General features: G+C 69.6%; 22 protein-coding genes, 2 tRNA genes and 1 pseudogene. 7 read left to right on the top strand and 18 right to left on the bottom strand.

Annotation, left to right across the window (positions count from 1 at the left end; translation table 11 throughout):
- Nucleotides 1-325: 325 nt before the first annotated feature.
- Entirely contained in the window at nucleotides 326-1,534 is a 1,209-nt protein-coding gene (locus ACFY3D_RS38165; RefSeq protein WP_389989209.1) for a serine hydrolase domain-containing protein, read from the top strand.
- Nucleotides 1,535-1,705: 171 nt separating this feature from the next.
- Here the strand turns inward: ACFY3D_RS38165 and ACFY3D_RS38160 are convergent, their stop codons facing one another.
- The 10 genes from ACFY3D_RS38160 to ACFY3D_RS38115 form a co-directional block, all read right to left on the bottom strand.
- Nucleotides 1,706-2,887 (bottom strand): NAD(P)/FAD-dependent oxidoreductase, encoded by a 1,182-nt coding sequence (locus tag ACFY3D_RS38160; RefSeq protein WP_389989207.1) that lies wholly within the window; start codon nucleotides 2,885-2,887, stop codon nucleotides 1,706-1,708.
- Between the two features lie 103 nt (nucleotides 2,888-2,990).
- Nucleotides 2,991-3,935: an RNA polymerase sigma factor SigJ gene (sigJ, locus tag ACFY3D_RS38155; protein ID WP_389989205.1), complete on the bottom strand. Its 945-nt coding sequence runs from the start codon at nucleotides 3,933-3,935 to the stop codon at nucleotides 2,991-2,993.
- Between the two features lie 190 nt (nucleotides 3,936-4,125).
- Nucleotides 4,126-4,341 (bottom strand): ferredoxin, encoded by a 216-nt coding sequence (locus ACFY3D_RS38150; RefSeq protein ID WP_362905345.1) that lies wholly within the window; start codon nucleotides 4,339-4,341, stop codon nucleotides 4,126-4,128.
- Nucleotides 4,338-5,549: a cytochrome P450 gene (locus ACFY3D_RS38145; RefSeq protein ID WP_362905348.1), complete on the bottom strand. Its 1,212-nt coding sequence runs from the start codon at nucleotides 5,547-5,549 to the stop codon at nucleotides 4,338-4,340. Before ACFY3D_RS38145 ends, ACFY3D_RS38150 begins: the two co-directional genes overlap by 4 nt.
- A 252-nt stretch (nucleotides 5,550-5,801) precedes the next feature.
- A tRNA-Ala gene (locus tag ACFY3D_RS38140) sits at nucleotides 5,802-5,874 on the bottom strand.
- A gap of 19 nt (nucleotides 5,875-5,893) precedes the next feature.
- A complete protein-coding gene (locus tag ACFY3D_RS38135; RefSeq protein ID WP_389989203.1) occupies nucleotides 5,894-7,324 on the bottom strand; it encodes an MFS transporter in 1,431 nt (476 codons plus the stop codon).
- Between the two features lie 218 nt (nucleotides 7,325-7,542).
- On the bottom strand, nucleotides 7,543-8,772 hold the full coding sequence (locus ACFY3D_RS38130; RefSeq protein WP_389989201.1) for a CynX/NimT family MFS transporter: 1,230 nt from the start codon (nucleotides 8,770-8,772) through the stop codon (nucleotides 7,543-7,545).
- A 379-nt stretch (nucleotides 8,773-9,151) separates the two neighbouring features.
- On the bottom strand, nucleotides 9,152-9,856 hold the full coding sequence (locus tag ACFY3D_RS38125; RefSeq protein WP_389989199.1) for an SRPBCC family protein: 705 nt from the start codon (nucleotides 9,854-9,856) through the stop codon (nucleotides 9,152-9,154).
- Nucleotides 9,857-9,922: 66 nt separating this feature from the next.
- Entirely contained in the window at nucleotides 9,923-10,303 is a 381-nt protein-coding gene (locus ACFY3D_RS38120; RefSeq protein ID WP_350945831.1) for a hypothetical protein, read from the bottom strand.
- Nucleotides 10,300-10,662: a hypothetical protein gene (locus ACFY3D_RS38115; RefSeq protein WP_350945830.1), complete on the bottom strand. Its 363-nt coding sequence runs from the start codon at nucleotides 10,660-10,662 to the stop codon at nucleotides 10,300-10,302. Before ACFY3D_RS38115 ends, ACFY3D_RS38120 begins: the two co-directional genes overlap by 4 nt.
- Nucleotides 10,663-10,748: 86 nt before the next feature.
- Between ACFY3D_RS38115 and ACFY3D_RS38110 the strand changes: the two genes are divergently transcribed.
- Entirely contained in the window at nucleotides 10,749-11,261 is a 513-nt protein-coding gene (locus ACFY3D_RS38110) for a DUF523 domain-containing protein (protein WP_389780372.1), read from the top strand.
- A 40-nt stretch (nucleotides 11,262-11,301) separates the two neighbouring features.
- On the opposite strand, the gene ACFY3D_RS38105 is transcribed toward ACFY3D_RS38110, so the two are convergent.
- A complete protein-coding gene (locus tag ACFY3D_RS38105) occupies nucleotides 11,302-11,505 on the bottom strand; it encodes a hypothetical protein (RefSeq protein ID WP_389989197.1) in 204 nt (67 codons plus the stop codon).
- Here ACFY3D_RS38105 and ACFY3D_RS38100 point away from each other — a divergent pair.
- From ACFY3D_RS38100 to ACFY3D_RS38090, 3 genes are read left to right on the top strand one after another with little or no spacing between them, the layout of a single operon-like run.
- Nucleotides 11,492-11,992, top strand: a complete 501-nt coding sequence (locus ACFY3D_RS38100) for a hypothetical protein (RefSeq protein WP_389989195.1) — start codon at nucleotides 11,492-11,494, stop codon at nucleotides 11,990-11,992. The two genes, ACFY3D_RS38105 and ACFY3D_RS38100, sit on opposite strands and share 14 nt — an antisense overlap.
- A 43-nt stretch (nucleotides 11,993-12,035) precedes the next feature.
- Nucleotides 12,036-12,713, top strand: a complete 678-nt coding sequence (locus tag ACFY3D_RS38095) for a response regulator transcription factor (protein WP_350945826.1) — start codon at nucleotides 12,036-12,038, stop codon at nucleotides 12,711-12,713.
- Nucleotides 12,710-14,050 (top strand): sensor histidine kinase, encoded by a 1,341-nt coding sequence (locus ACFY3D_RS38090; protein ID WP_389989193.1) that lies wholly within the window; start codon nucleotides 12,710-12,712, stop codon nucleotides 14,048-14,050. The genes ACFY3D_RS38095 and ACFY3D_RS38090 overlap by 4 nt, the downstream gene beginning before the upstream one ends.
- Nucleotides 14,051-14,564: 514 nt before the next feature.
- Here the strand turns inward: ACFY3D_RS38090 and ACFY3D_RS38085 are convergent.
- The 7 genes and pseudogenes from ACFY3D_RS38085 to nadD form a co-directional block, all read right to left on the bottom strand.
- Nucleotides 14,565-14,927 carry a DoxX family protein gene (locus tag ACFY3D_RS38085; protein ID WP_362905364.1) on the bottom strand — a complete coding sequence of 121 codons (363 nt, stop codon included), beginning with the start codon at nucleotides 14,925-14,927 and terminating at the stop codon, nucleotides 14,565-14,567.
- 334 nt (nucleotides 14,928-15,261) lie between these two features.
- Complete coding sequence (locus ACFY3D_RS38080; RefSeq protein ID WP_389989238.1) at nucleotides 15,262-15,447, bottom strand: hypothetical protein; 186 nt, start codon at nucleotides 15,445-15,447, stop codon at nucleotides 15,262-15,264.
- A 325-nt stretch (nucleotides 15,448-15,772) separates the two neighbouring features.
- Nucleotides 15,773-15,898, bottom strand: a pseudogene (locus ACFY3D_RS38075) (TetR family transcriptional regulator); the annotation flags it as partial.
- Between the two features lie 154 nt (nucleotides 15,899-16,052).
- Nucleotides 16,053-16,125, bottom strand: a tRNA-Ala gene (locus ACFY3D_RS38070).
- Nucleotides 16,126-16,251: 126 nt separating this feature from the next.
- Nucleotides 16,252-16,884, bottom strand: a complete 633-nt coding sequence (locus ACFY3D_RS38065; RefSeq protein WP_350945822.1) for a histidine phosphatase family protein — start codon at nucleotides 16,882-16,884, stop codon at nucleotides 16,252-16,254.
- Nucleotides 16,881-17,288 (bottom strand): ribosome silencing factor, encoded by a 408-nt coding sequence (gene rsfS, locus ACFY3D_RS38060; protein WP_350945821.1) that lies wholly within the window; start codon nucleotides 17,286-17,288, stop codon nucleotides 16,881-16,883. The genes ACFY3D_RS38065 and rsfS overlap by 4 nt, the downstream gene beginning before the upstream one ends.
- Nucleotides 17,289-17,580: 292 nt before the next feature.
- Nucleotides 17,581-18,219 (bottom strand): nicotinate-nucleotide adenylyltransferase, encoded by a 639-nt coding sequence (nadD, locus tag ACFY3D_RS38055; RefSeq protein ID WP_350945820.1) that lies wholly within the window; start codon nucleotides 18,217-18,219, stop codon nucleotides 17,581-17,583.
- Between the two features lie 74 nt (nucleotides 18,220-18,293).
- Here nadD and ACFY3D_RS38050 point away from each other — a divergent pair, with 74 nt between their 5' ends.
- A complete protein-coding gene (locus ACFY3D_RS38050; protein ID WP_389989190.1) occupies nucleotides 18,294-19,319 on the top strand; it encodes a M48 family metallopeptidase in 1,026 nt (341 codons plus the stop codon).
- Between the two features lie 92 nt (nucleotides 19,320-19,411).
- The gene (locus ACFY3D_RS38045; protein ID WP_389989188.1) at nucleotides 19,412-20,191 is read left to right on the top strand and encodes a neutral zinc metallopeptidase; all 780 of its coding nucleotides are present in this window, start codon (nucleotides 19,412-19,414) and stop codon (nucleotides 20,189-20,191) included.
- Nucleotides 20,192-20,208: the final 17 nt, after the last annotated feature.

The following is a 20,208-nucleotide window of genomic DNA, read 5'->3' as shown; positions in this document are numbered from 1 at the left end:
CTTCTGGTTTACGGCCCTCCGGAACGCGCCTTTGTAACGCACTGTTCACACGAGCGGAATCGTGCGCCACCTCGCCCCGAACTGTCAAGGATGAGAACCGAAGTTCATATATGTGAACTAGCCGAACACGTTTGATCCACTAAGAAGATATTTGATAGCTAGTTTCACATATGCCCGATTTGTCGAGTAATCGGACCGTAGGGGGCTTTGTGGTTCACATTTGTGAACATAGGTCCACAGTCTTGACTCGATGCCACACCGTACGGCAGCATCGCGCGGGTCCCTTCGATGAGGGACGTCTCACCGTCCGGAGAGGAAACGGCCCATGCGGACCACGGTGAACCCCGCCTCCCACGGACTCGCCCCGTCGAGCCTGGCCACCCTCGACGAGCGACTGCGCGAGTACGTCGACAACGGCCTTCTCCCCGGCTGGCAACTCCTGGTGAGTCGGCACGGGCAGGTCGTCCACCACCGCTCCTACGGCATGGACGACCGTGACGACACGCTCTTCCGGATCTACTCGATGACCAAGCCCGTCACCTCGGTCGCCGCGATGATCCTCCACGAGGAGGGCCGATTCGACCTGACCGACCCGCTGGAACGCCACCTACCGGCCTTCCGCGACATGAGGATCTTCACCGGCGGCGACGCGGACGCCCCGGTGACCGAGCCGGCGCGGGGCCCCATCCGGGTTCGCCACCTGCTCCAGCACACCTCGGGCCTGTCCTACGGTGCCTTCCTGGACCACCCGCTGGACGAGATGTACCGCGCCCGGGGCCTCGGCTCACCACAGCCCCCGGGCCGCGATCTGGCCGAGCTCACCGACGCCTGGGCCGGGCTTCCGCTGCTGTTCGAACCCGGCAGCCGCTGGAACTACGGCGTCTCCACCGACGTTCTCGGCCGCCTGATCGAGGTCGTCTCCGGACAGAGCCTGGACGTCTTCCTCACCGAACGCGTCTTCGCGCCACTGGGAATGACCGACACCACTTTCACCCCGACCCCGGCACAGCGCACCCGTCTCACCCGCGTGTACGCCCCCGGCGAGGGCGGCGGCCTGGTCGAACGCGCAGAGAACGCCGAGAACACGGTGCTGGAGAGCTCAGGTTTCCTGTGCGGCGGCGGCGGGCTGCTGTCGACCATGGCCGACTACCACCGCTTCACCCAGATGCTGCTGGGCGGCGGCGCCCTCGACGGCGTCCGCCTCCTGGAGCGCCACACGGTGAACCTCATGACCGCCAACCACCTGCCCGGCGGCGTCGATCTCGCCCAGGCCGCCGTGACGATCCCCGAACCCGGTCGCTACGACGGCCTCGGCTTCGGCCTGGGCTTCTCCACCGACCTGGATCCGGCCTTCCGTGGCGTCACCTGCGCCCCCGGCCAGTACGGCTGGTCCGGCGCGGCCGGGACGACCTTCCTCGTCGACCCCCACCACCACCTCACCGCCGTCTTCCTGACCCAGGTCCTCCCCTCCCCCCACACCGCCGCCGTCCGAACCCTTCTCGGCCGGCTCCCGCACACCGGACTGCGGGACTGACCACTGACACCGCCGCCCCCCGAACGGCGGGTTCACGGTCACGTCCGGCCGAGGGACGCGCCACCTCGGCCCCGGGCGAAGCCGGTGGCCAGGTGTGACCAGGGCCGCGATGCCGGACCGTCACCCACCGACCGGGGGCAAGCCCGCCCGGTCCGGGAACCCGCCGGTCGATCACGAGCCGACCACCGCGGCCCCCTCCCGCGTGACACGGCGACGCCGAACCGGCAGCCCGAGCGTCGGGTTCGCGACGCTCCAGGCGGCGCCCCTGCAGACCAGCTCCTTGTAGACGGCCGCGAACCGTCCGGTCAGGACCGCCCGCACCGCACGGTCGTCGGCGGTGACGTACTGGATCAGCCCCTCCCCGCGACCCAGTGAGACGCACTGATTGATGTAGCGGATCGGCGTGTTCGGGAGTCTCCCGCCGGTCAGGCGCGCCGCGATCGCGTCGGCGGCCTGCCACGCGGTCGGCCCTCCCGAGGCGCACGACATCCGCAGCGGCTTGCCTCCGGGGCCCGCCACCATCGCCGCGTCGCCGACGGCGTACACCTCCGGGTGCGAGACCGAGCGCATGGTCTCGTCGACCACGATCTGGCCGGTGCCGGTGACCTTCAGGCCGGTCGCCGCCGCGATCGGGTGGACGGCGAAGCCGGTGGTCCACACGGTGACCGCGGCCGGGATGCCCCTGCCGTCGGCGGTGGTGACGCGCTCGGCCTCGACCCCGGTGACGACGGCGTGCTCGTGCACGGTGATCTTGAGCTTGCCGAAGACCTTCCGCAGGTGCTCGCGGCCCCCGGGCGAGAAGTGGCCACCGAGGTCGCCACGGACGGCGAGCGCGACGTCGAGGTCCGGGCGCGCCTCGGCGATCTCGGCCGCGGCCTCCAGGCCGGTGAGACCTCCGCCGACGACGACCACGCTCTGTCCGGCGCCCAGGCGTGCCAGGCGCTCACGCAGCCGGAGTGCTCCGGGCCGGCCGGCGATCTCGTAGGCGTGCTCGGCGCTCCCGGGGACGCCCTGGGAGTTCCAGCCGCTGCCCAGGGCGTAGACGAGCGTGTCGTAGGCGAGTTCTTCCGCGCCGTTCGCGTCGACGACGGCGACGGTCCTGCCGTCGACGTCGACGCCGGTGACCTTCGCGATCCGCAGTTCGACGCCGGTGCCCGCGAACATCTCACTGAACGGCCGGGGCCTGAGATCCTGGCCGACCGCCAGCTGGTGCATGCGGACGCGTTCCACGAAGTCGGGCTCGGCGTTGACGAGGGTGATCGCGACGTCCTCACGGCGGAGCCGCCTGGCGAGGCGACCGGCGGCGATGGCTCCGGCATATCCGGCTCCAAGAACGATGATGCGGTGCTGCATTCCCTTGCTCCTATCTCGCGCGGGTTTGCCCTTTGAACCGGGCGGCCCGCCGTTTCCTGACAGGAACGCGATGTGAAGCACCTCACACAGTGATCGGAAGTGATCAGGAAGCGCCGAACAGAGGCTCCCCGTGATCGGTGGCCGCCCAGCGCGCGGTCGCGCGGTCGAGCTTGTCGGGATTGACCTGGTGACGGAACGCGGCGATGCCCTCGGCGGTGACCTCCAGACACATGACACCGACGACCCGGCCGTCCATGACGGCCACGACGGCGGGGTCACCGTTGGCGGTCCAGGCGTAGACCTCGGGCATACCGCCGACCACGGCGCGTACGCCCTTGCCGAACGCGAACAGGCCCCGCAGGAACTTCGCGACCGCGACGGAGCCCTCGAACGCCGTGGCGCGGGCCGGAACCTTTCCTCCACCGTCTCCGATCGAGACGACGTCCTCGGTGAGCAGCCGCACGAGCGATTCGACCTGGCCGCCGGCCGCGGCCGCCAGGAACTCCTCGACGATCCGCCGGGTCGCGGCCTCGTCGACCTCGGTTCGGGCTTTGCCGTCCGCGACGCGCTTCCTGGCCCGGTGGAAGATCTGCTGGCTGGCACCCTCGGTGATGTCGAGGATCTCGGCGATCTCCCGGTGCGAGTAGCCGAAGGCCTCCCGCAGCACGTACACCGCCCGCTCGTTGGGGTGGAGGCGCTCCATGAGGGTGAGGACCGCGTACGAGACCGATTCGCGCTGCTCGGCGGTCTCGGCCGGGCCGAGCATCGGGTCTCCGGCGAGCAGCGGTTCGGGAAGCCACTGGCCCACGTAGGTCTCGCGGCGCGCCCGCGCGGAGGCGAGCTGGTTGAGGCACAGGTTGGTGAGGACCTTCGTCAGCCAGGCCTCGGGGACCTCGATGCGGCCGACGTCGGCGGCCTGCCAGCGCAGGAACGTCTCCTGCACGGCGTCCTCGGCCTCCCCGCCGGAGCCGAGGAGGCGATAGGCGATGGCCTCCAGGCGCGGTCTGGAGGCCTCGAACCGGCCGACGTCGTTCGCGGTCAACGGCATGGCCCGATCCTAGGTCGCGCGGCGCGAATCGGCCGCCACGGCAGGAATCGAGGTAGTCCTGTCCCGGCGCGAACCGCGCCACGCAGCAGAGGTTCGACGATCGCCGCACGCGATCCGTGAGCGCCGGAACCGCGCCGGAGGACTACGGCGCGGGTCCGGCGGGTTCACGAGATGACCGGGCCGCGACGACTCAACCCGCGTCCCGGGAACGAAGGATGATCGCTTCACGGGGACAGCAGTCCGCCACCTCCTCGGCCAGCGAGATGTCGTCCGGGTCGGTGAGTTCGCCCTCGCGCGCGACGGCGATCCGATCCGCGCCGAGCGTGAACAACCCGGGGGCCGTCGCGGAACAGAGCCCGGTGCCGAAACACAGGGCTCGGTCCACCTCCAGACGCCGGCCCGTCACAGGACGACGGGCAGAGCACGGTAGTCGTTCAACGCCCACACCTCGTGACGCCGTATCTCCTCCCGAGGGCAGGCGAGCCGCAGATCCGGGAACCGCTCGACGAGAGTGGCGAGAGCCATCTCGCTGATCAACCGCGCGGCGGCCGCCCCGAGGCAGTTGTGGATACCGTGCCCGAGTCCCAGGTGACGCGCCCCGCTGCGGGTGAGGTCGAGGCGATGCGGATCGTCGAAGACCTCCGGGTCACGGTTGGCCGACGCGATCATGACCATCACCGGCTCACCGGCCGCGATCTCCACGTCCCTCACCTTGATCGCCTCGGTGGGGAACCGCCAGGGCACGGAGGCGACCGGCGACTCGTAGCGCAGCAGCTCCTCGATGCCCGACCGGCCCAGGACGCCGGGATCCCCGGTGACCAGCGCGCGCTGGTCGGGGTGGTCCAGCAGCGCCAGCATCGCGTTGCCGATGAACATCTTGGTCGTCCCGACCCCCGCGATGATCATGATGATCACCATCGCCACCAGCTCGTCCTCGGTGATCCGCCCCTCCTCGTCCGCCGCGCGGATGAAGGCGGAGGTGAGGTCGTCACCGGGTTCGGCCCGCTTCCTGGCGACGAGCTCGCGGCCCCGTTCGCAGAAACGCTCCCGCGCCCCCGGAATCAGCGGATGTTCGGCCGGGTCGGTGGAGATGAGCAGGTCCACGTCCCGGGCGAGATCCTCCCGCCCCTCCAGGGTGAACCCCAGGCGCGTCGCGATCACCGAAGGTGGAATCGGCGCCGCGAACTCCGACACCAGATCCCGTTCCTGCCCCGGTTCCCAATCTTTTATGGTCAGGTCGATAACGCGCCGGATATCCTCCCGCCATTTTTCGACGGCTCGCGGAGTGAACGCGCTCATGGCGCACCGCCGGACCCGGGTGTGCTGCGGTGGATCGAGTCCCGGAATGGTCTGCGCCAGTATGCTCTCTCCACCGATGGACAATCCCGCCGCGTGGAATTCGGCGCTCCCGCGCCACTCGGCGGTGCTGAACCGCGTGTCGGCGAGGATGGCCTGAGCGTCGTCGTATCTGGTCACCACCCACATGGGGACGTCGCCGAGCGGGAAGACGTATCGATGAACAGGCGAGTTGACCCGCAACCAGTCAAGCGCCGTATAGGGGTCACGAAAATAGTCGGAGCCGAAAAGCTCGAACGGAACGACCGTATCAGCCATACCAGGATTCCTCCCGCTGCCTATATCGCCCGCATCGTACGTCTCATATCCACCGTGGGAAATAGGCGGCCCGCAACGGAGCCACCGCACAAAAGGCGAACGCCGGTCACCGGAAAAACCTGCGAGCAAAGGCACGGCTCACTCGACCCGGACTCCGAGTGGGAGGACCCGGGGGTCGTCCCGCCGGGTAAACGAGAACGGGACCTGCGGGAGGCCGCCCCTGAAGGCGGACCCGCAGGTCCCGGTCACACGTGGAGCTATGGGGATTCGAACCCCAGACCTCCTCCATGCCATGGAGGCGCGCTACCAGCTGCGCCATAGCCCCTTGCGATGCAGATGAAATCCTAGCCGATTCGGGACAGTCCTCGCGCCCTCATTCCGGTCGCGAGCGCGACGGCCGCGGAGCCCGCGGCGCTCGCGGTGATGATGCCGAAGGAGATCACGTACGCGTCGCGGGAGGGGACGGAGGTTCCCGCGATGGTGATCGAGGTGAGGAGCGCGGAGGTCGCGGCGCCGGAGAGGCTGCCGCCGATGGAGCGGACCAGGGAGTTGATGCCGCTCGCGATGCCGCTCTGGTCCCTGGACACGTGCTGCACGGCGAGGGCCCCCAGCGCGGCGTAGCCGATGCCGAACCCCAGGCCCTGTACGGCGTTGGAGCCGACCAGATGGAGCACCGAGTCGTTGAAGAGGGTGAACCAGCCGAATCCGGTGGCGCACAGGGCCGCGCCGAGGGCGAGGGAGTAGGCGGGACCGAGCCGGGCGGAGAGACGGCCCGCCGTGAAGGAGGCGAGCAGCATCGTCACGGTGCTGGGCAGGGCGTAGACGCCGACGTCGAGGACCGACCCGCCGAAGCCGTACCCGGCGGACGAGGGCGTCTGGATGAATCCTGAGACCAGGGTGAAGGAGCCGAACATGGCGAAACCCAGGAGCATCGACGCCACGTTGGCCGGCAGGGACCGACGCCCGACGAGCAGGTGGAGCCGTACCATCGGCGCCCGGAGCCGCAGCTGGCTGAAGACCCAGACGGCACAGAATCCGCCCGCGCCCGCGAACAGCCACAGGACGACTCCCGAGCTCCAGCCCCAGTCGTTGCCCTTGGAGATCGCCAGCAGCAGGCAGACCAGCCAGGCCGACAGCAGCGCCGCGCCGATGAGGTCGGGGCGGCCCCCGGCGCCGGCTCCGTCGCCGGGAGCGCTCAGCACGATGAGAACGATCGCGAGCGCGCTGAGCCCAGCCGTGATCCAGAAGACCGGGTGGTGATCGGGGGTGCGGTCGGCGATCAGACCGGTGACGATCATGCCGAGGCTGCCGCCGACACCCATGGTGGCGCTGACCACCCCGATCGCCGTCATGACCCTGCCGGGCGGGAAGGTGTCCCTGATCATGCCGATGGCCAGCGGGATCAGTGCCGCCGAGGCACCCTGCAGAGCCCGCCCGGCGATCAGCACGGGGAGGGAACCGGACAGGGCGCAGACCAGCGAGCCCAGTACGAGCAGGCCGACGGTGAACAGGATCATCCGCTTCTTGCCGTACATGTCCCCGAGGCGCGAAAGCAGCGGCGTGGCCACCGCCGCGGCGAGCAGCGAGGCGGTGAAGACCCAGGTGACCTCGGCCACCGACGCGCCGAAGGTGACCATGAGCCTGGGCAGCAGCGGAATGACCACGGTCTGCTGCACGGACACGACCATCCCGGCGGTGGAGAGCGCCACCAGGGTCAGCCAGAGTTGTCTGCCCTGCCGTGTGGTGCCAGGTTCGGCGAGGGTCGTTCCCGTCACTGCCCGCTCCTCCGCTGTCGACTGCCGCCTTCGCATGGTAGAGGGCGACGGTAAACAACTGTTTACCAGGTGGCGGTCGACCGAACCCCCTCGGCCTTTCCGCCGGGACGCGTGACGCGCGTCGAGTCCGCGATCGGCGTCATCCCGTCATGCCGGTGTTCATGCCGATGCGGCTCGCGCCGCCCCCGAAGGGGCGCGAGCCGCATCGGCGCGGTCGATCAGCGCGCGAGGGACCGCTCGTCCTCCAGATATCCAGGGCGACCGGCGTGCCAGCCGGTCACGAACTGGACGGCGACCACCGCGAACAGCAGCAGGAACGGCAGCGTCCAGCCGCCGGTCGATTCGTGCATGACGCCGACGACCAGGGGCCCGGCACCCGCGATGAGGTATCCGACACTCTGCCCGAAGGCCGACAGCGCGGCCGTCGCCTCGGGGGTGCGGGTGCGCATGGCGAGCATCGTGAGCGCGAGGGGGAACGACCCCATACCGACGCCCACCAGGCTCGCGAAGACCCAGGCCAGGCCGGAGGGACCGAGCCAGAGTCCGAGGAATCCGACCGTGTAGAAGACGACGAAGGCGGCAACCACGGGCCTCTGGTCGGAGAACCGCGACGCGATCGAGGGCACCAGGAGCGAGACCGGGATACCGATCGCGGTGAAGACGCCCAGCACCAGGCCCGCCTGCGCGGTGGTGTAGCCGCCGTCGGTCAGGATCTTCGGCAGGAAGCCGAACATGATGTAGGCGACCATGCTCTGGGTGCCGAAATAAGCGGCGACCGCCCAGGCCAGCCTGCTACGAAGCAGGGCACGGGCCCCCGTGCCCCCGCTCGTGCCGCGCCGCTCCGGCTCACTGCGCGAGAGCGCAAGCCACGGAATGGCGGCGACGGCCGCGAGCGCCCCCCACACCCCCAGGGCAACATGCCAGTTGCCGTCGGTGGCCCGCTGGATGGGCACGGTCGCGGCGGCCGCGAGCATCGTGCCCACCGCGAGGGCGGTGGTGTAGACGGTGGTCATGGTCCCGGCCCGGCCGGGGAAGTGACGCTTGATCAGGCTGGGGATGAGCACGTTGCCCACCGCGCCGCCCGACAGCGCCAGGGCACTGCTGTAGAGGAACACCTCGGCCGAGCCCACCATCGAGCGGATGAGCAGGCCCGCACCGAGGACGACGAGGGCGAGGAGCAGAAGGCGGTGCTCTCCGACCCTCACCGCGAGGGCGGGCGTCACCGCGCCGACCGAGGCGAAGATGAGCACCGGGAGCGTGGTGAGCAGCCCGGCTCCGACGGCGGTCATGCCCAGGCCGGAGGTTATCTGGTCGAGGACCGGTCCGACGCTCGTGACGGCGGTACGCAGGTTCAGTGCCGCGAGGACGATTCCCAGTACGAGCAACCAGGCGAGAGAGCCCGTGGTTCCATCGGTGCGGCCCCTGGTCTGATGGGTGAGCACGCTCATGCTGGTTTCAGTCCTCCTCAGTGGTTTCATCCAATCGTAGGATGATTGGCTGACCCCGACTGTAACAGGAGTGAAACCTCAGTTTGTTCCTGACCTGGCGTGTCGAATCCGAACAGGACGAATCACTGACAACGTGAAAGCCGGGCCACGATCCTCTTTACAGATCGTGGCCCGGCTTTCTCACGCACCGGCACGACTCCCCGGCCTCCGGATGCCCGGAATCCCGGACGGTTCGGGCAGCGGACGCCTGGGACGTCACCGAGCGCGCCTTGGGATCGGACGCGCGGCCTGGGACCGACCGCACCGGACGCCCACCCCGGACGAGAGTCCCCCAGGTCCGGACGGCGGTTTCCGGGCACGCGGCCCCGGTCGGCGAGCGTCAGATGCGCGGCCCCGGGGTGAGCGGCGGCTCCTCGCCCGGCCTGCGCCCCGCCGGGGGCAGCGGCTCACCACCGGGCGGAGGAAGATCCGGGTCCGCCGGGTAGGGCTGGCCCACCGTACGCGGCGGCACCGGCTCACCGAACCCGTGACCGCCCCCCGTACCGGTGCCGCGATGCTCCCCCAGGCCCGGGTCGCTCAGAGGCCGGTCGGTGACCCCACCGGTGCCGGCGACATCGCCGCCGCGCTCGTGCGGGCCGGGAACGTCGCCACGCCACGCGCCGGTCTCGTCGCCGCGCGACTCGACGAAAGCCTTGAAACGCTCCAGGTCGCCGCGGACGCGCAGCCGGACGAGCTGCAGCCAGTCACCGACGGTCTCGACGAACCCCTCGGGGTCGTACTCCATCTGCAACGTGACCCGGGTGCTGTCGGGACCGAGATGGTGGAAGGTCACCACGCCCGCCTGGTGCGGCTTGTCCAGTGACTTCCAGGCCACCCGCTCGTCGGGGTGCTGCTCGGTGATCTCCGCCTCGAACTCCCGGCGGACCCCCGCGATCTCGACGACCCACGCCGTGCGCGTGTCGCTCAGCTGCTTGATCGACTCGACGCCTTCCATGAACTCGGGAAAGCTCTCGAACTGGGTCCACTGGTTGTACGCGGTCCGGATCGGAACGTTGACGTCCACTGACTGTTCAATCGAGCTCATGACCGTGCCTCCCTTGTGGTTTGGTCGGTTCGGGAACCAGACCTGCCCGGTGAGGCACGGGCCTAACTAGCGGCGCCGCAAAAGCCAGTAAAGGCCCAGGACAGGAAGCACAAACGGGATGAAAAGATATCCGCTCCCGTAACCCGACCAGACCGTGGCACGCGGGAAGGCCTCGGGGTCGACCATGCTGAGCGTTCCCACGATGAGCACCCCGGCCAGCTCGACACCGCAGGCGACGAGCGCCAGGGTCCTGTTCCCCCTGGCCAGCGCCACGGTAAGCACGACGTAGACGGCCGCGGCGAACGCCGACAGCGCGTAGGCCAGCGGAGCCTCCTGGAACCGGGTGGCGATCTGCACGGCGGCACGCGCCCCCGCGGCGAGGGCGAACACCCCGTAGACCGCCACCAGCGCGCGTCCCGGCCCGCTGCCGATCGCCGGTTCGCTCACGGCAGCCCCTGCCAGACCTGGAGCATCCGCCCGACCATGCCGGGAATCGCGAAACCCGCCACCGCGATCACCGCGGGCCCCCAGCGCGACCGCTCACCGATCCCCCAGAACGCCGCCACCGGCGGGATCACCAGGCTGCCCGCCAGATAGCCGATGAGCGTGGCCGTCTCCGCGGGCCCCTCGCCCCGCACCAGCGCGGCGATCACGAACCCGGCCTGGACGAGCAGGCCGATCTCCAGCACTCCGAGCGCGACGAGGAGCGGTCTGCTCATCGCCCTGTTCCTCGCCGTACTCACCAGCGCGAAGATCCCGACCAACAGCGACAGCAGGATGAGGCCGGTCGCGAGCGGGCCGATCATCGAGACCTCAGGGGATCGAAAAGCATGGGCAGCAGGGTACTGCCCGGCCCCCTCGCCCTCCGCTCCGCGCCACGTACTCTGGGTCCGTGGAGAGGATCCTGGTCAGTGCCTGCCTGATGGGACGGAAGGTCCGCTACGACGGGGCCGCCAAGACGAGCGGCGACGCCCTGCTGGCCACGTGGCGGCGACAGGGGCGGCTCGTCCCGTTCTGCCCCGAGGTCGAGGGCGGTCTGCCCGTGCCGCGCCCGGCCGCGGAGATCGAGGACGGCGCCGGGGGCGAGGCGGTGCTGTCCGGGGCGGCCCGGGTGCTGACCGCCGAGGGTGCCGACGTCACGGAGTCCTTTCTCTCCGGCGCACGGGCGGCGCTCGCCGCCGCGCGGACCCACGGTGTGCGGGTGGCGATTCTGAAGGAGGGCAGTCCCTCCTGCGGCAGCCTGGTCATCTACGACGGCGCCTTCGGGGGCGGGCGCGTGCCCGGCCACGGGGTGACCACCGCCCTGCTCGAACGGCACGGCATCGCGGTCTTTTCCGAGGAGCGTGTCGCCGAGGCCGCCGCGCGACTGCGCGAACTCGGCGACCGGCACCCCGGACCCGCCTGAAGGCCGGCCCTCGCTCGCCCCGGCGTCCACCAGGGGCGGCCTAGTACTCCCACAGGTCGGTGCGGCCCTCCGCTCCGATGCAGAAGACCGCGGAACCGTGCTCTCCCTGGACGAGGTCGACCCTGATCCAGCCGGTGGCCGAGGCGACCTTGGCCTCGTAGCCCGCGTTGGGCGCGGCGGCGATCAGACGGCACACGCCGTTCTCGATGGCGAACGAGACCGAACCACCCTTGACGTTCACCACGCGCAGATTCTCGGTGGAGATCGATCGCGTCCTGGTGGCCGTCGCCCTGGGCGTGGCGGGCGACGAGGTGGCCGCCTGGGTTCCGCGCGGCCTGGACGGCGCGGACGACGGCCCGGAACGGGAGGAATCGCCCTCCCGCGTGCGGGCCCGCGCCGCGGCGGTCCTCGACGGAGAGGGGGCGGAACTCGGCCTGGCGGTGCCGCGTGCGGGCGCGGTGGAGCGGGGCGCCGGGGTCCGGTCCGGCCCGGAGGAAGGCGCGGAGGAGGCCGCTGTCGGCGTGCCGAGTACCTGCGGTCCCGTGGGCGCTCCCCGGGGGAGTCGCGAGTCTCCCGTACGCCCGATGGCGGCGTTGATGGGTTCGATGCTCGCGTCCTCGAAGACCTCGCTGCGGAGCACGTCGCGGACGCCGAACCAGGCGACCGAGATCGCCAGGACGGTGGCCCCGCACCACACCGCTATGAACCCCAGCGTCTGCCGCATATCGTGAATTATTACGTCATATGTCCCACTGTTCACTACCGTTACATGGCATGGCGACGGTGCTAGTGGTCGAAGACGATGAATACGTACGATCCGCGATCATCCAGGAACTCAGCAGGCGCCAGCACGCCGTACGCAGCGCGGGGCGTGCGCTCGACGCGCTGCGAGAGATCACCCAGAACCCCCCGGACGCGGTGGTTCTCGACCTCGGGTTGCCCGACCTGGACGGGGCGGAGGCGCTCAAGATGGTCCGCAGCGTCTCCAGCGTCCCGGTCATCGTGGCCACGGCCAGGGACAACGAGGCGGAGATCGTCCGCCTCCTCCAGGCGGGGGCCGACGACTACCTGGTCAAACCGTTCTCCGGCGACCACCTGAACGCCCGCCTGGACGCCGTGCTGCGCCGGGCGCGGAGCGCGACCCCACCCCCGGTCCTGTGCGTCGGCGCCCTGTCGGTGGACCTCAACCGGCGCGAGGCCCACCTGGACGGTGCCCCGCTCACCCTCACCAGGCGCGAGTTCGACCTCCTCGCCTATCTCGCCACCCGCGCCGACCGGGTGGTCTCCCGCAAGGAACTGCTCACCGAGGTCTGGCAACAGTCCTACGGGGACGACCAGACGATCGACGTCCACCTGTCATGGCTGCGGCGCAAACTCGGCGAGAGCGCGTCCTCCCCCCGCTACCTGCACACCGTACGCGGCGTGGGGGTCATGCTGATCACACCGCCGTGAGGCGGACCCTCGCCCTGCTCACCGTCGCGGGAACCTCGATGGTCGCCCTCGCCTTCCTGATCCCGCTCGGGCTCATCGTCAGGGAGATCGCCCACGGCCGGGCCATGGCCGAGGCGGAGCGGCAGGCGTCGGCGCTGGTCCCCGTGCTCGCCATCACCGTCGATCCCGACCGGCTCACCCACGCGCTGCTCAGCACCGGCGCACGGGACCGCATCGGGGTCCACCTGCCCGGCGGCGGCTCGGCCGGTACCGTGAGGGCCCCCGCGGAGACCGTGGCCGCGGCCTCCCGCCTGACCCGGGCCGTCACCTCCGAGATGGACACCGGCTACCTCCTGCTGCGACCCGTCGCCCTGGACGGTGACAGGACCGTGGTCATCGAGATCTTCATCCCGCCGGCCGACCTCACCCGAGGCGTCGCCTCGTCGTGGGCGGTGCTGAGCGGGGTGGCCGCGGTACTCGTCGCCGGATCACTCCTGGTCGGCGACCGGCTGGGCGTACGCGTGGTGCGCTCGGCCCGGCGGCTGGGACGGGCCGCGAGCGCCCTGGGCGCCGGGGACCTCAGCGTCCGCATCGAGCCCGAGGGCCCGCCCGAGCTCGTCGCGGCCGGCGAGGCGTTCAACAGCATGGCCGACCGCGTGACCCAGCTGCTGGCCGCGGAAAGGGAGATGGCCGCGGACCTGTCGCACCGCCTGCGCACCCCTCTCACCGCGCTCCGGCTCAGCCTGGACCACCTGGGACCCGAGGCCGAGCAGAGCAGGAGCGCGCTGAGCCGCCTGGAGGCCGAGGTGGATCAGATCATCGCGGCGGCGAGGCAGCCCTCCCGCGCACCGGAGCTCGTCCACTGTGACGCCGCCGAGGTGCTGCGCGAACGGCTCGCCTTCTGGTCGGCGCTCGCCGAGGACCAGAGGCGCCCCTGGGAGCTGATCGGCGCCTCGGCGCCCGCACGGGTGCCGGTCGCCGCGGGAGAGCTCAGCGCCGTGGTGGACGCCCTGCTCGGCAACGTCTTCCGGCACACCCCCGAGGGCACGGCGTTCACGGTGACCCTGCACCAGGGCTCGGGCACCGTCGGCGTGCTGATCGCCGACGCCGGTCCCGGCATCGGCGACCCCGAGGCGGCGCTGCGACGTGGGACCAGCGGGGCGGGATCCACCGGGCTCGGCCTGGACATCGCCCGCAGGCTCGCCGAGTCCTCCGGCGGCACCCTGCGGATCGACGCGTCCTCACTCGGCGGCGCCAGAGTCCAGCTCTGGTTCCGCACCGAACCGCACGACCGTCCCCCCCGTACCGCCCGGCGTCTGGTCGGCGGCCGCTGGTCCCGCAGGGACGCGAGGCGCTGAGCGGCGCGGCCGGGACCGTGTCGTGGACCGCGCCGGAGAGTACGCCTCGGCCGATACGGGGCCGGCTCACGACGTGCTTCTCGGGACGTCGGCCAGAGCACGGGTAATCGAACGGCCGGATCACCCGAAGTGCGAAGCGTTGCCCGGACCACGCGTGAGCGGACATTGGTTAGATCACGCGTAAGCGCACCTTAAGCAATGCTCAAACGGGCTGTTTCCCCATTCCGGCTGCTCGATCATGAAGGGGAACGCGGACGTCACCCCGCGTCCATGGTTTCCGGCTCGCCCCGCCGCGCCGGTCTCGCGTCCAGACGGAGGAGGCGCGACCGGCACGGCGGGCGAGCCGGAAGCTCGCCTTCGCGGTCTCTTCTGATGATCCGTGATCGAAGCGCTCCATCGCGAAGAACCGGGATGACGTTCGCCTTCCGGGGACGCGGGAACGGCGGGCATCCCCCACCTCCTCGTTGACCCGCTGACCCGACTCGGCCGACGTGTCGTCCCGCGTGATCGGCCGTCACCGGATCACGAAACAGAACACGCCGGTGGCGAGGCAGACGACGAGCATGCCCGTGGCGTTGAGGAAGAGGTTCCTGCCGAAGTCTCTCGCCGCCACGTGCATCGATATCGCGACGAGGAAGTACAGGACGAGCGCGGCGCAGGTGACCGCCCCCAGATAGGGGATCCATATGCCCGCCAGCAGGCCGGCCGCCGCCGCGAACTTGATCGGCGACATCACCCACCAGTGTCTTCGCGGCCACTTCACGTCCTCCAGGCACTGAGCGACGAAAGCCACCGGCCTGACGCACAGGATCGCGTCGACCACCTGTATGAAAGCCAGCACCACGACGGGCCACACCGGATCAGGAAGGTGCGTCAAGGTCGTCCTCCCTTCGTACGCTCTCGACTCGAAACGTACCATACGGCATGGTATGGAAAAGCGGCAAGGATCCTCCGACGCCGGGACGTGCGGGCGGGTCACCGTCCTTCCTCCCGCTCAGCTGAACGCTCAGGTGAAGGAGAACATGGGCCGCCCGGAAACCCGGTCGAACAACGGCGTGGACCGCGCGGGAAAGCAGCCGGCCGACGTCATGAACCGCGCGGGAAACCGGTCGGCCGATGCCATGAACCGCACAGAAATCCGACCGGCGATGCCGTGGAGGGTCCGGCAAACCGGCCGGCCCATGTCGCGGAGCGCGAATCGATGTCGCGCCTCAGTCGGCGGCGGTGGTCGACTCCTCAGGCACCAGGGGCAGAAGCATCTCGACGACGCCCCTCAACTCCTCGGCACCGACGGGCGGGACCAGCACGGTGGCCCCCACGGCCAGGAGATACGGAAGCAGCGCGGCTCGTCTCGCCTCCGCGTCCGTCGCGACATGGGGCCGCCAGACGCGCTGCAACGCCGACAGCCTGACCTGGTCGAGGGGGGGGGGGGCGGGGCGGCCCCCCCCCGCCCCCCACCCCCCCCCCCCCCCCGGGCCCGCCCCCCCCCCCCCCCCCCCCCACGCCAGGATCCGACATCGACCAGGCACGTACCGCGGCCTCCAGTTGCGGGCGGTAGAGCCCCGTATCCCGCGACCGGATCAGCTCGGTCAGCCTCCCGAGGACGGCGCGCGCGTCACCCTGCGTTTCGACCTCGGCGATCGCCCGGTCGAACGCCTCGACGGACAAACGCTCGAAGTACGCCAGCAGGTCGCGCTTGTATCCCTCGGCACCATCGAAATGGTGGTGAAAGGACCCCTTGGACAATCCCAGGCGGGCGGCGATCCGGTCGATGCGCACCCCCGAGGCCCCCTCGGCGGCCAGCACCCGGATGCCCTCGTCCAACCAACGGTCACGCGCCGCACTCACGCCCCGACCATACCAGGAGGTACGGCGCCCGGACGTGCCCGCGACACGCCCCTGAACGAAACAAGGCCACCCGGAGGGTGGCCTTGCCAGGGAGATCGCGGGCGACCTCCCACCGGCGCTCACCGCGCCGACGATCCGATCACCCGTCCGTGGGTGGAGCTATGGGGATTCGAACCCCAGACCTCCTCCATGCCATGGAGGCGCGCTACCAGCTGCGCCATAGCCCCTGGTCACCGCTTCGAGTGCTCTCGTTGCGGCGCTCGGGAAGCATATAAGGACACCGGCGTGTTCACCTAATCGACGACCACACGGCCCGCGCCCGCCACCGGGGCGCAAGCCGCGCCGCCCGAAGGTTAATCCTGGGTGACCTCGGGGTTGTCGTCGCTGCTGACCGGCTCGGGGAGGGTCCCCGCGTTGTGCTCCAGCAGACGCCAGCCCTTACGCCCCTCCTCCAGCACCGACCACGAGCAGTTTCCGAGACCTCCCAGGGCGGGCCAGAGCTCCTGCGGCAGGTTCATGAGCTTGGCGATACCGAGCCGGATCGCCGCCCCATGGGAGGCGACGACCAGCAGGCCGTCGGAGTCGATCTCCGCCGCCCAGCGGCGGATGGCCGAGGAGACCCTGTCGGCGACGTCGGTGACCGCCTCACCGCCCGGCGCCTCCCAGTCGGCGAACTCCCGGGGCCACCTCTTGGAGATCTCCTCCCGGGTGAGCCCTTCCCACTGGCCTCCGCCCCGCTCTCGCAGATCCTTGTCGACACTGACGTCCAGGCGCGTGACGCGGCCCAGCGCCGAGGCGGTGTCGAAGGCGCGCTGGAGATCGGAGGAGACAATCCTGCTCGGGCGGAGAGCGGCGAGCAGCGAGGCCGCGCGGGTGGCCTGCGCGATCCCGGTCTCGTCAAGGGGGATGTCGCTGTGGCCCTGGAAGCGGTGCTCGACGTTCCACAGCGTCTGGCCATGCCTGAGGCAGACGACGCGGCGACTCACTCAGCTACCGTCCCGCGGGCGCGCTGGGCGGCGACCTGGGTCACACTGTCCGGCAGCGAGATGGAGGGGCAGTCCTTCCACAGGCGCTCCAGCGCGTAGAAGGTGCGGTCCTCCTCGTGCTGGACGTGCACGACGATGTCGATGTAGTCCAGCAGGACCCAGCGGCCCTCGCGCTCACCCTCGCGACGGACGGGCTTGGCGTCGGCCCCGATCCGCAGCCGGTCCTCGATCTCGTCGACGATGGCGCGGACCTGACGGTCGTTGGTGGCGGAGCAGAGCACGAACGCGTCGGTGATGACGAGCTGGTCGCTCACGTCGTAGGCGAGAATGTCGTCGGCCAGTTTGTCCGCCGCCGCCTCGGCGGCGAGCCTGACGAGCTGGATGGATCTTTCTGTTGCTGTCACGGTGTGGGTCAGTCCTCCTGCTAGTCGGCGCTGTCACCTATCAGGGTGCCCGATTCGGCGCTTGTTGAAGAGCCGCCTGTTGGACAACGCCTATCGTGTGTCACCCGATTCCGCACCGCAAACGAATTGCCGCCCTGATCAGGGGCGTCCTCGGCGGGCGGGGCCGCGTTCGTCGATCTCGGGTGGGACGGGCACGGCCCGCGCGGTCGGCGATCATGCCGGATGAGCCGCGGATACTCGTCCCACGCAAATTTCTCGAATCATAGCGAATTTCATCAAAATCGGCCCCCGCTCACCGGCCACCGGAAGGTCTGGCCGCCGTGTCGCCGTACAGACCGCGCTTGTTGATGTACTGGACGATGCCGTCGGGGACGAGATACCAGATGGGCTCCCCGGAGGCCACCCGCTGGCGACACTCCGACGACGAGATGGCCAGTGCCGGGATCTCCACCAGGCTCACCTTGCCGTCGGGCAGGCCGGGGTCGTGCAGGACGTGGCCGGGCCTGGTGGCACCCACGAAGTGCGCGATGGTGAACAGCTCGTCGACGTCGCGCCAGCTCAGGATCTGGGCGAGCGCGTCGGCCCCGGTGATGAAGTAGAGATCCACATCGGGCCCCCAGGCGGCGGAGATCTCCCTGAGCGTGTCGATGGTGAAGGTGGGACCCGGGCGGTCGATGTCGACGCGGCTCACCGAGAACCTGGGGTTGGAGGCGGTGGCGATGACCGTCATGAGATAGCGGTCCTCGGCGGCCGAGACGATCTTGTCGGCCTTCTGCCACGGCTGTCCCGTCGGCACGAAGACCACCTCGTCAAGATCGAAATGGTGAGCGACCTCACTGGCCGCGACCAGGTGACCGTGATGGATCGGGTCGAAGGTCCCGCCCATGACGCCCAGACGTCGCTTCCCCTTGCCCGTAGGCACGTTCATCATGAAACGGACCATACGTGCAAGCCGTACACAGCTTTTAATCACCCCCCGCGCGTGGCAGGCGGACCCGACGTAGCATGCCGGACATGACCACCACCCCGGATCGCAACCGCGTGCAGCTTCCCGGCATCAGCTCGCGCGCCTACGAACATCCTGCCGATCGGTCCGCGCTGGTCGCCCTCCGGTCGCTCAGCGGGTTCGACACGGTGCTCAAGCAGATGTCCGGCCTGGTCAGCGAGCGCCGCCTGCGCCTGATCTACCTCGCCTCGGCCGTGCGCACCAGCGAGACCCAGTTCCGCTCGCTGCACGACATGGGCCGCGACGCCGCCTACACGCTCGACCTCCACCGCATTCCCGAGGTCTACGTACAGCAGAGCCCTCTGGTGCAGGCGAAGGCGATCGGTTTCGACGACCCGTTCATCGTCGTCACGACCGGTCTCCTCGACCTGATGGACGAAGAGGAGCAGCGCTTCGTCATCGGCCACGAGACCGCCCACATCCTGTCGGGCCACGCGGTCTACCGGACCATGCTCGACATCCTGACCCGTCTCGCCACCCGTGTGGCCTGGATCCCGCTCGGCTACATCGGCCTGCGCGCGATCGTGGCCGGCCTGGAGGAGTGGCACCGCAAGTCCGAGCTCTCCGCCGACCGAGGCGGCCTGCTCTGCGGCCAGGACTCCGACGCGGCACTGCGCGCCCTGATGAAGCTCGCCGGCGGCTCGCGCCTGCACGAGATGAACATCGAGGCCTTCCTCGACCAGGCCAGGGAGTACGACACGGCGGGCGACGTCCGTGACGGCCTGCTCAAGGTCCTCAACCTGCTGGGCACCACCCACCCGTTCGCCGTCTCGCGTGTCGCCGAGCTCGACAAGTGGCGCCGCAGCGGCGAGTACGAGACGATCCTCGCCGGTGAATACCCCCGCCGCACCGACGACGCCAACGCGAAGATCTCCGAAGAGGTCAAGGCGGCCGCCCGCTCCTACCGTGAATCCTGGTCGCAGTCCCAGGACCCGTTCATCGGCGTCCTGCGCGACGTCGCGGAAGGCGCGGTCAACGCCGGAGAGCGTATCTTCAACCGCTTCTCCCGCCGCGATGGAAATTAATCAGAAGCTCCACCAAAAGGGCCCGGGGACCGCTCCGGGCCCTTTTTCATTCTGGCCGGATTCAATCCGATGCTGTCCTATTATCGTGCCCCATGAGAATTCGAATGATCATTGCTATGGTCGGGGCGGCCGGAATGGTTCTCACGGGTACGGCGAACGCCTACCCGATCAAGGATCCTGTTCTGACGAAGAACCCCTTCTACACCTCCGGCAAGCTCGCCGACACCAGGTGCGCGGAGACACCGATGAAAGACAACGACCGAACGCTGGCCAGGAGATACATCGCGGCAGTCACCGACTGTCTGAACACCGCGTGGGGAGGGCATTTCAAGACCGCCGGCCTGCCGTTCGGCAGGCCGAAACTCAAGTTCGTCAACAAGGTGCCCGCCGGCTACTGCGGCCTTGACGTGGATCCCACGGCGAAGTCGCAGGTCTACTACTGCTCCACATCGCGGACAATGACGGTGCAGATCGGCCAGGACTGGCTCACCGATGCCGACGACCTCTGGTTGCTCCACATGACGGGACTGCTGTACGGCACACATCTGCTGGGGCTCACCGGCATCGAAAAGGCATTCGAGGATGCCCCGTACGCGAACAAGAACGAAATGAACGAGCAGATCCGCCGCTCCAACCTGCAGACCGACTGCCTGAGCGGTGTGTTCATCCGGAGTGTCTGGTCCTCCCTGAACCGGGGGGCCAAGGACTGGAACCAACTGCTGCGGTCCCTGAGGCACAACGGTGATCTCAAGGGCGGGCCCCGGATATCCGGAAAGGGTGTCAACCGCGCCGCCTGGACGAAACTCGGCTACACCACCGGCGACCCCGCCTCCTGCAACACCTGGGTCGCCACCCCCGCCAAGGTCGGCTAGCCCGCACGCGTCCCGTC

Origin of the sequence: Streptosporangium sp. NPDC000509 (genome assembly GCF_042898365.1) — a bacterium.
GTDB lineage: Bacteria > Actinomycetota > Actinomycetes > Streptosporangiales > Streptosporangiaceae > Streptosporangium.
The sequence above is the reverse complement of the archived record's forward strand: the minus strand, read 5'-3'. Positions and strand labels throughout refer to the sequence as shown.

Excerpts from the sequence above, each read along its gene's own strand:
- ACFY3D_RS38165 (WP_389989209.1), top strand. The coding sequence starts at position 326 with ATGCGGACCACGGTGAACCCCGCCTCCCACGGACTCGCCCCGTCGAGC.
- ACFY3D_RS38160 (WP_389989207.1), bottom strand. The coding sequence starts at position 2,887 with ATGCAGCACCGCATCATCGTTCTTGGAGCCGGATATGCCGGAGCCATC.
- sigJ (WP_389989205.1), bottom strand. The coding sequence starts at position 3,935 with ATGCCGTTGACCGCGAACGACGTCGGCCGGTTCGAGGCCTCCAGACCG.
- ACFY3D_RS38145 (WP_362905348.1), bottom strand. The coding sequence starts at position 5,549 with ATGGCTGATACGGTCGTTCCGTTCGAGCTTTTCGGCTCCGACTATTTT.
- ACFY3D_RS38130 (WP_389989201.1), bottom strand. The coding sequence starts at position 8,772 with ATGAGCGTGCTCACCCATCAGACCAGGGGCCGCACCGATGGAACCACG.
- ACFY3D_RS38125 (WP_389989199.1), bottom strand. The coding sequence starts at position 9,856 with ATGAGCTCGATTGAACAGTCAGTGGACGTCAACGTTCCGATCCGGACC.
- ACFY3D_RS38115 (WP_350945830.1), bottom strand. The coding sequence starts at position 10,662 with ATGATCGGCCCGCTCGCGACCGGCCTCATCCTGCTGTCGCTGTTGGTC.
- ACFY3D_RS38095 (WP_350945826.1), top strand. The coding sequence starts at position 12,036 with ATGGCGACGGTGCTAGTGGTCGAAGACGATGAATACGTACGATCCGCG.
- nadD (WP_350945820.1), bottom strand. The coding sequence starts at position 18,219 with ATGATGAACGTGCCTACGGGCAAGGGGAAGCGACGTCTGGGCGTCATG.
- ACFY3D_RS38050 (WP_389989190.1), top strand. The coding sequence starts at position 18,294 with ATGCCGGACATGACCACCACCCCGGATCGCAACCGCGTGCAGCTTCCC.
- ACFY3D_RS38045 (WP_389989188.1), top strand. The coding sequence starts at position 19,412 with ATGAGAATTCGAATGATCATTGCTATGGTCGGGGCGGCCGGAATGGTT.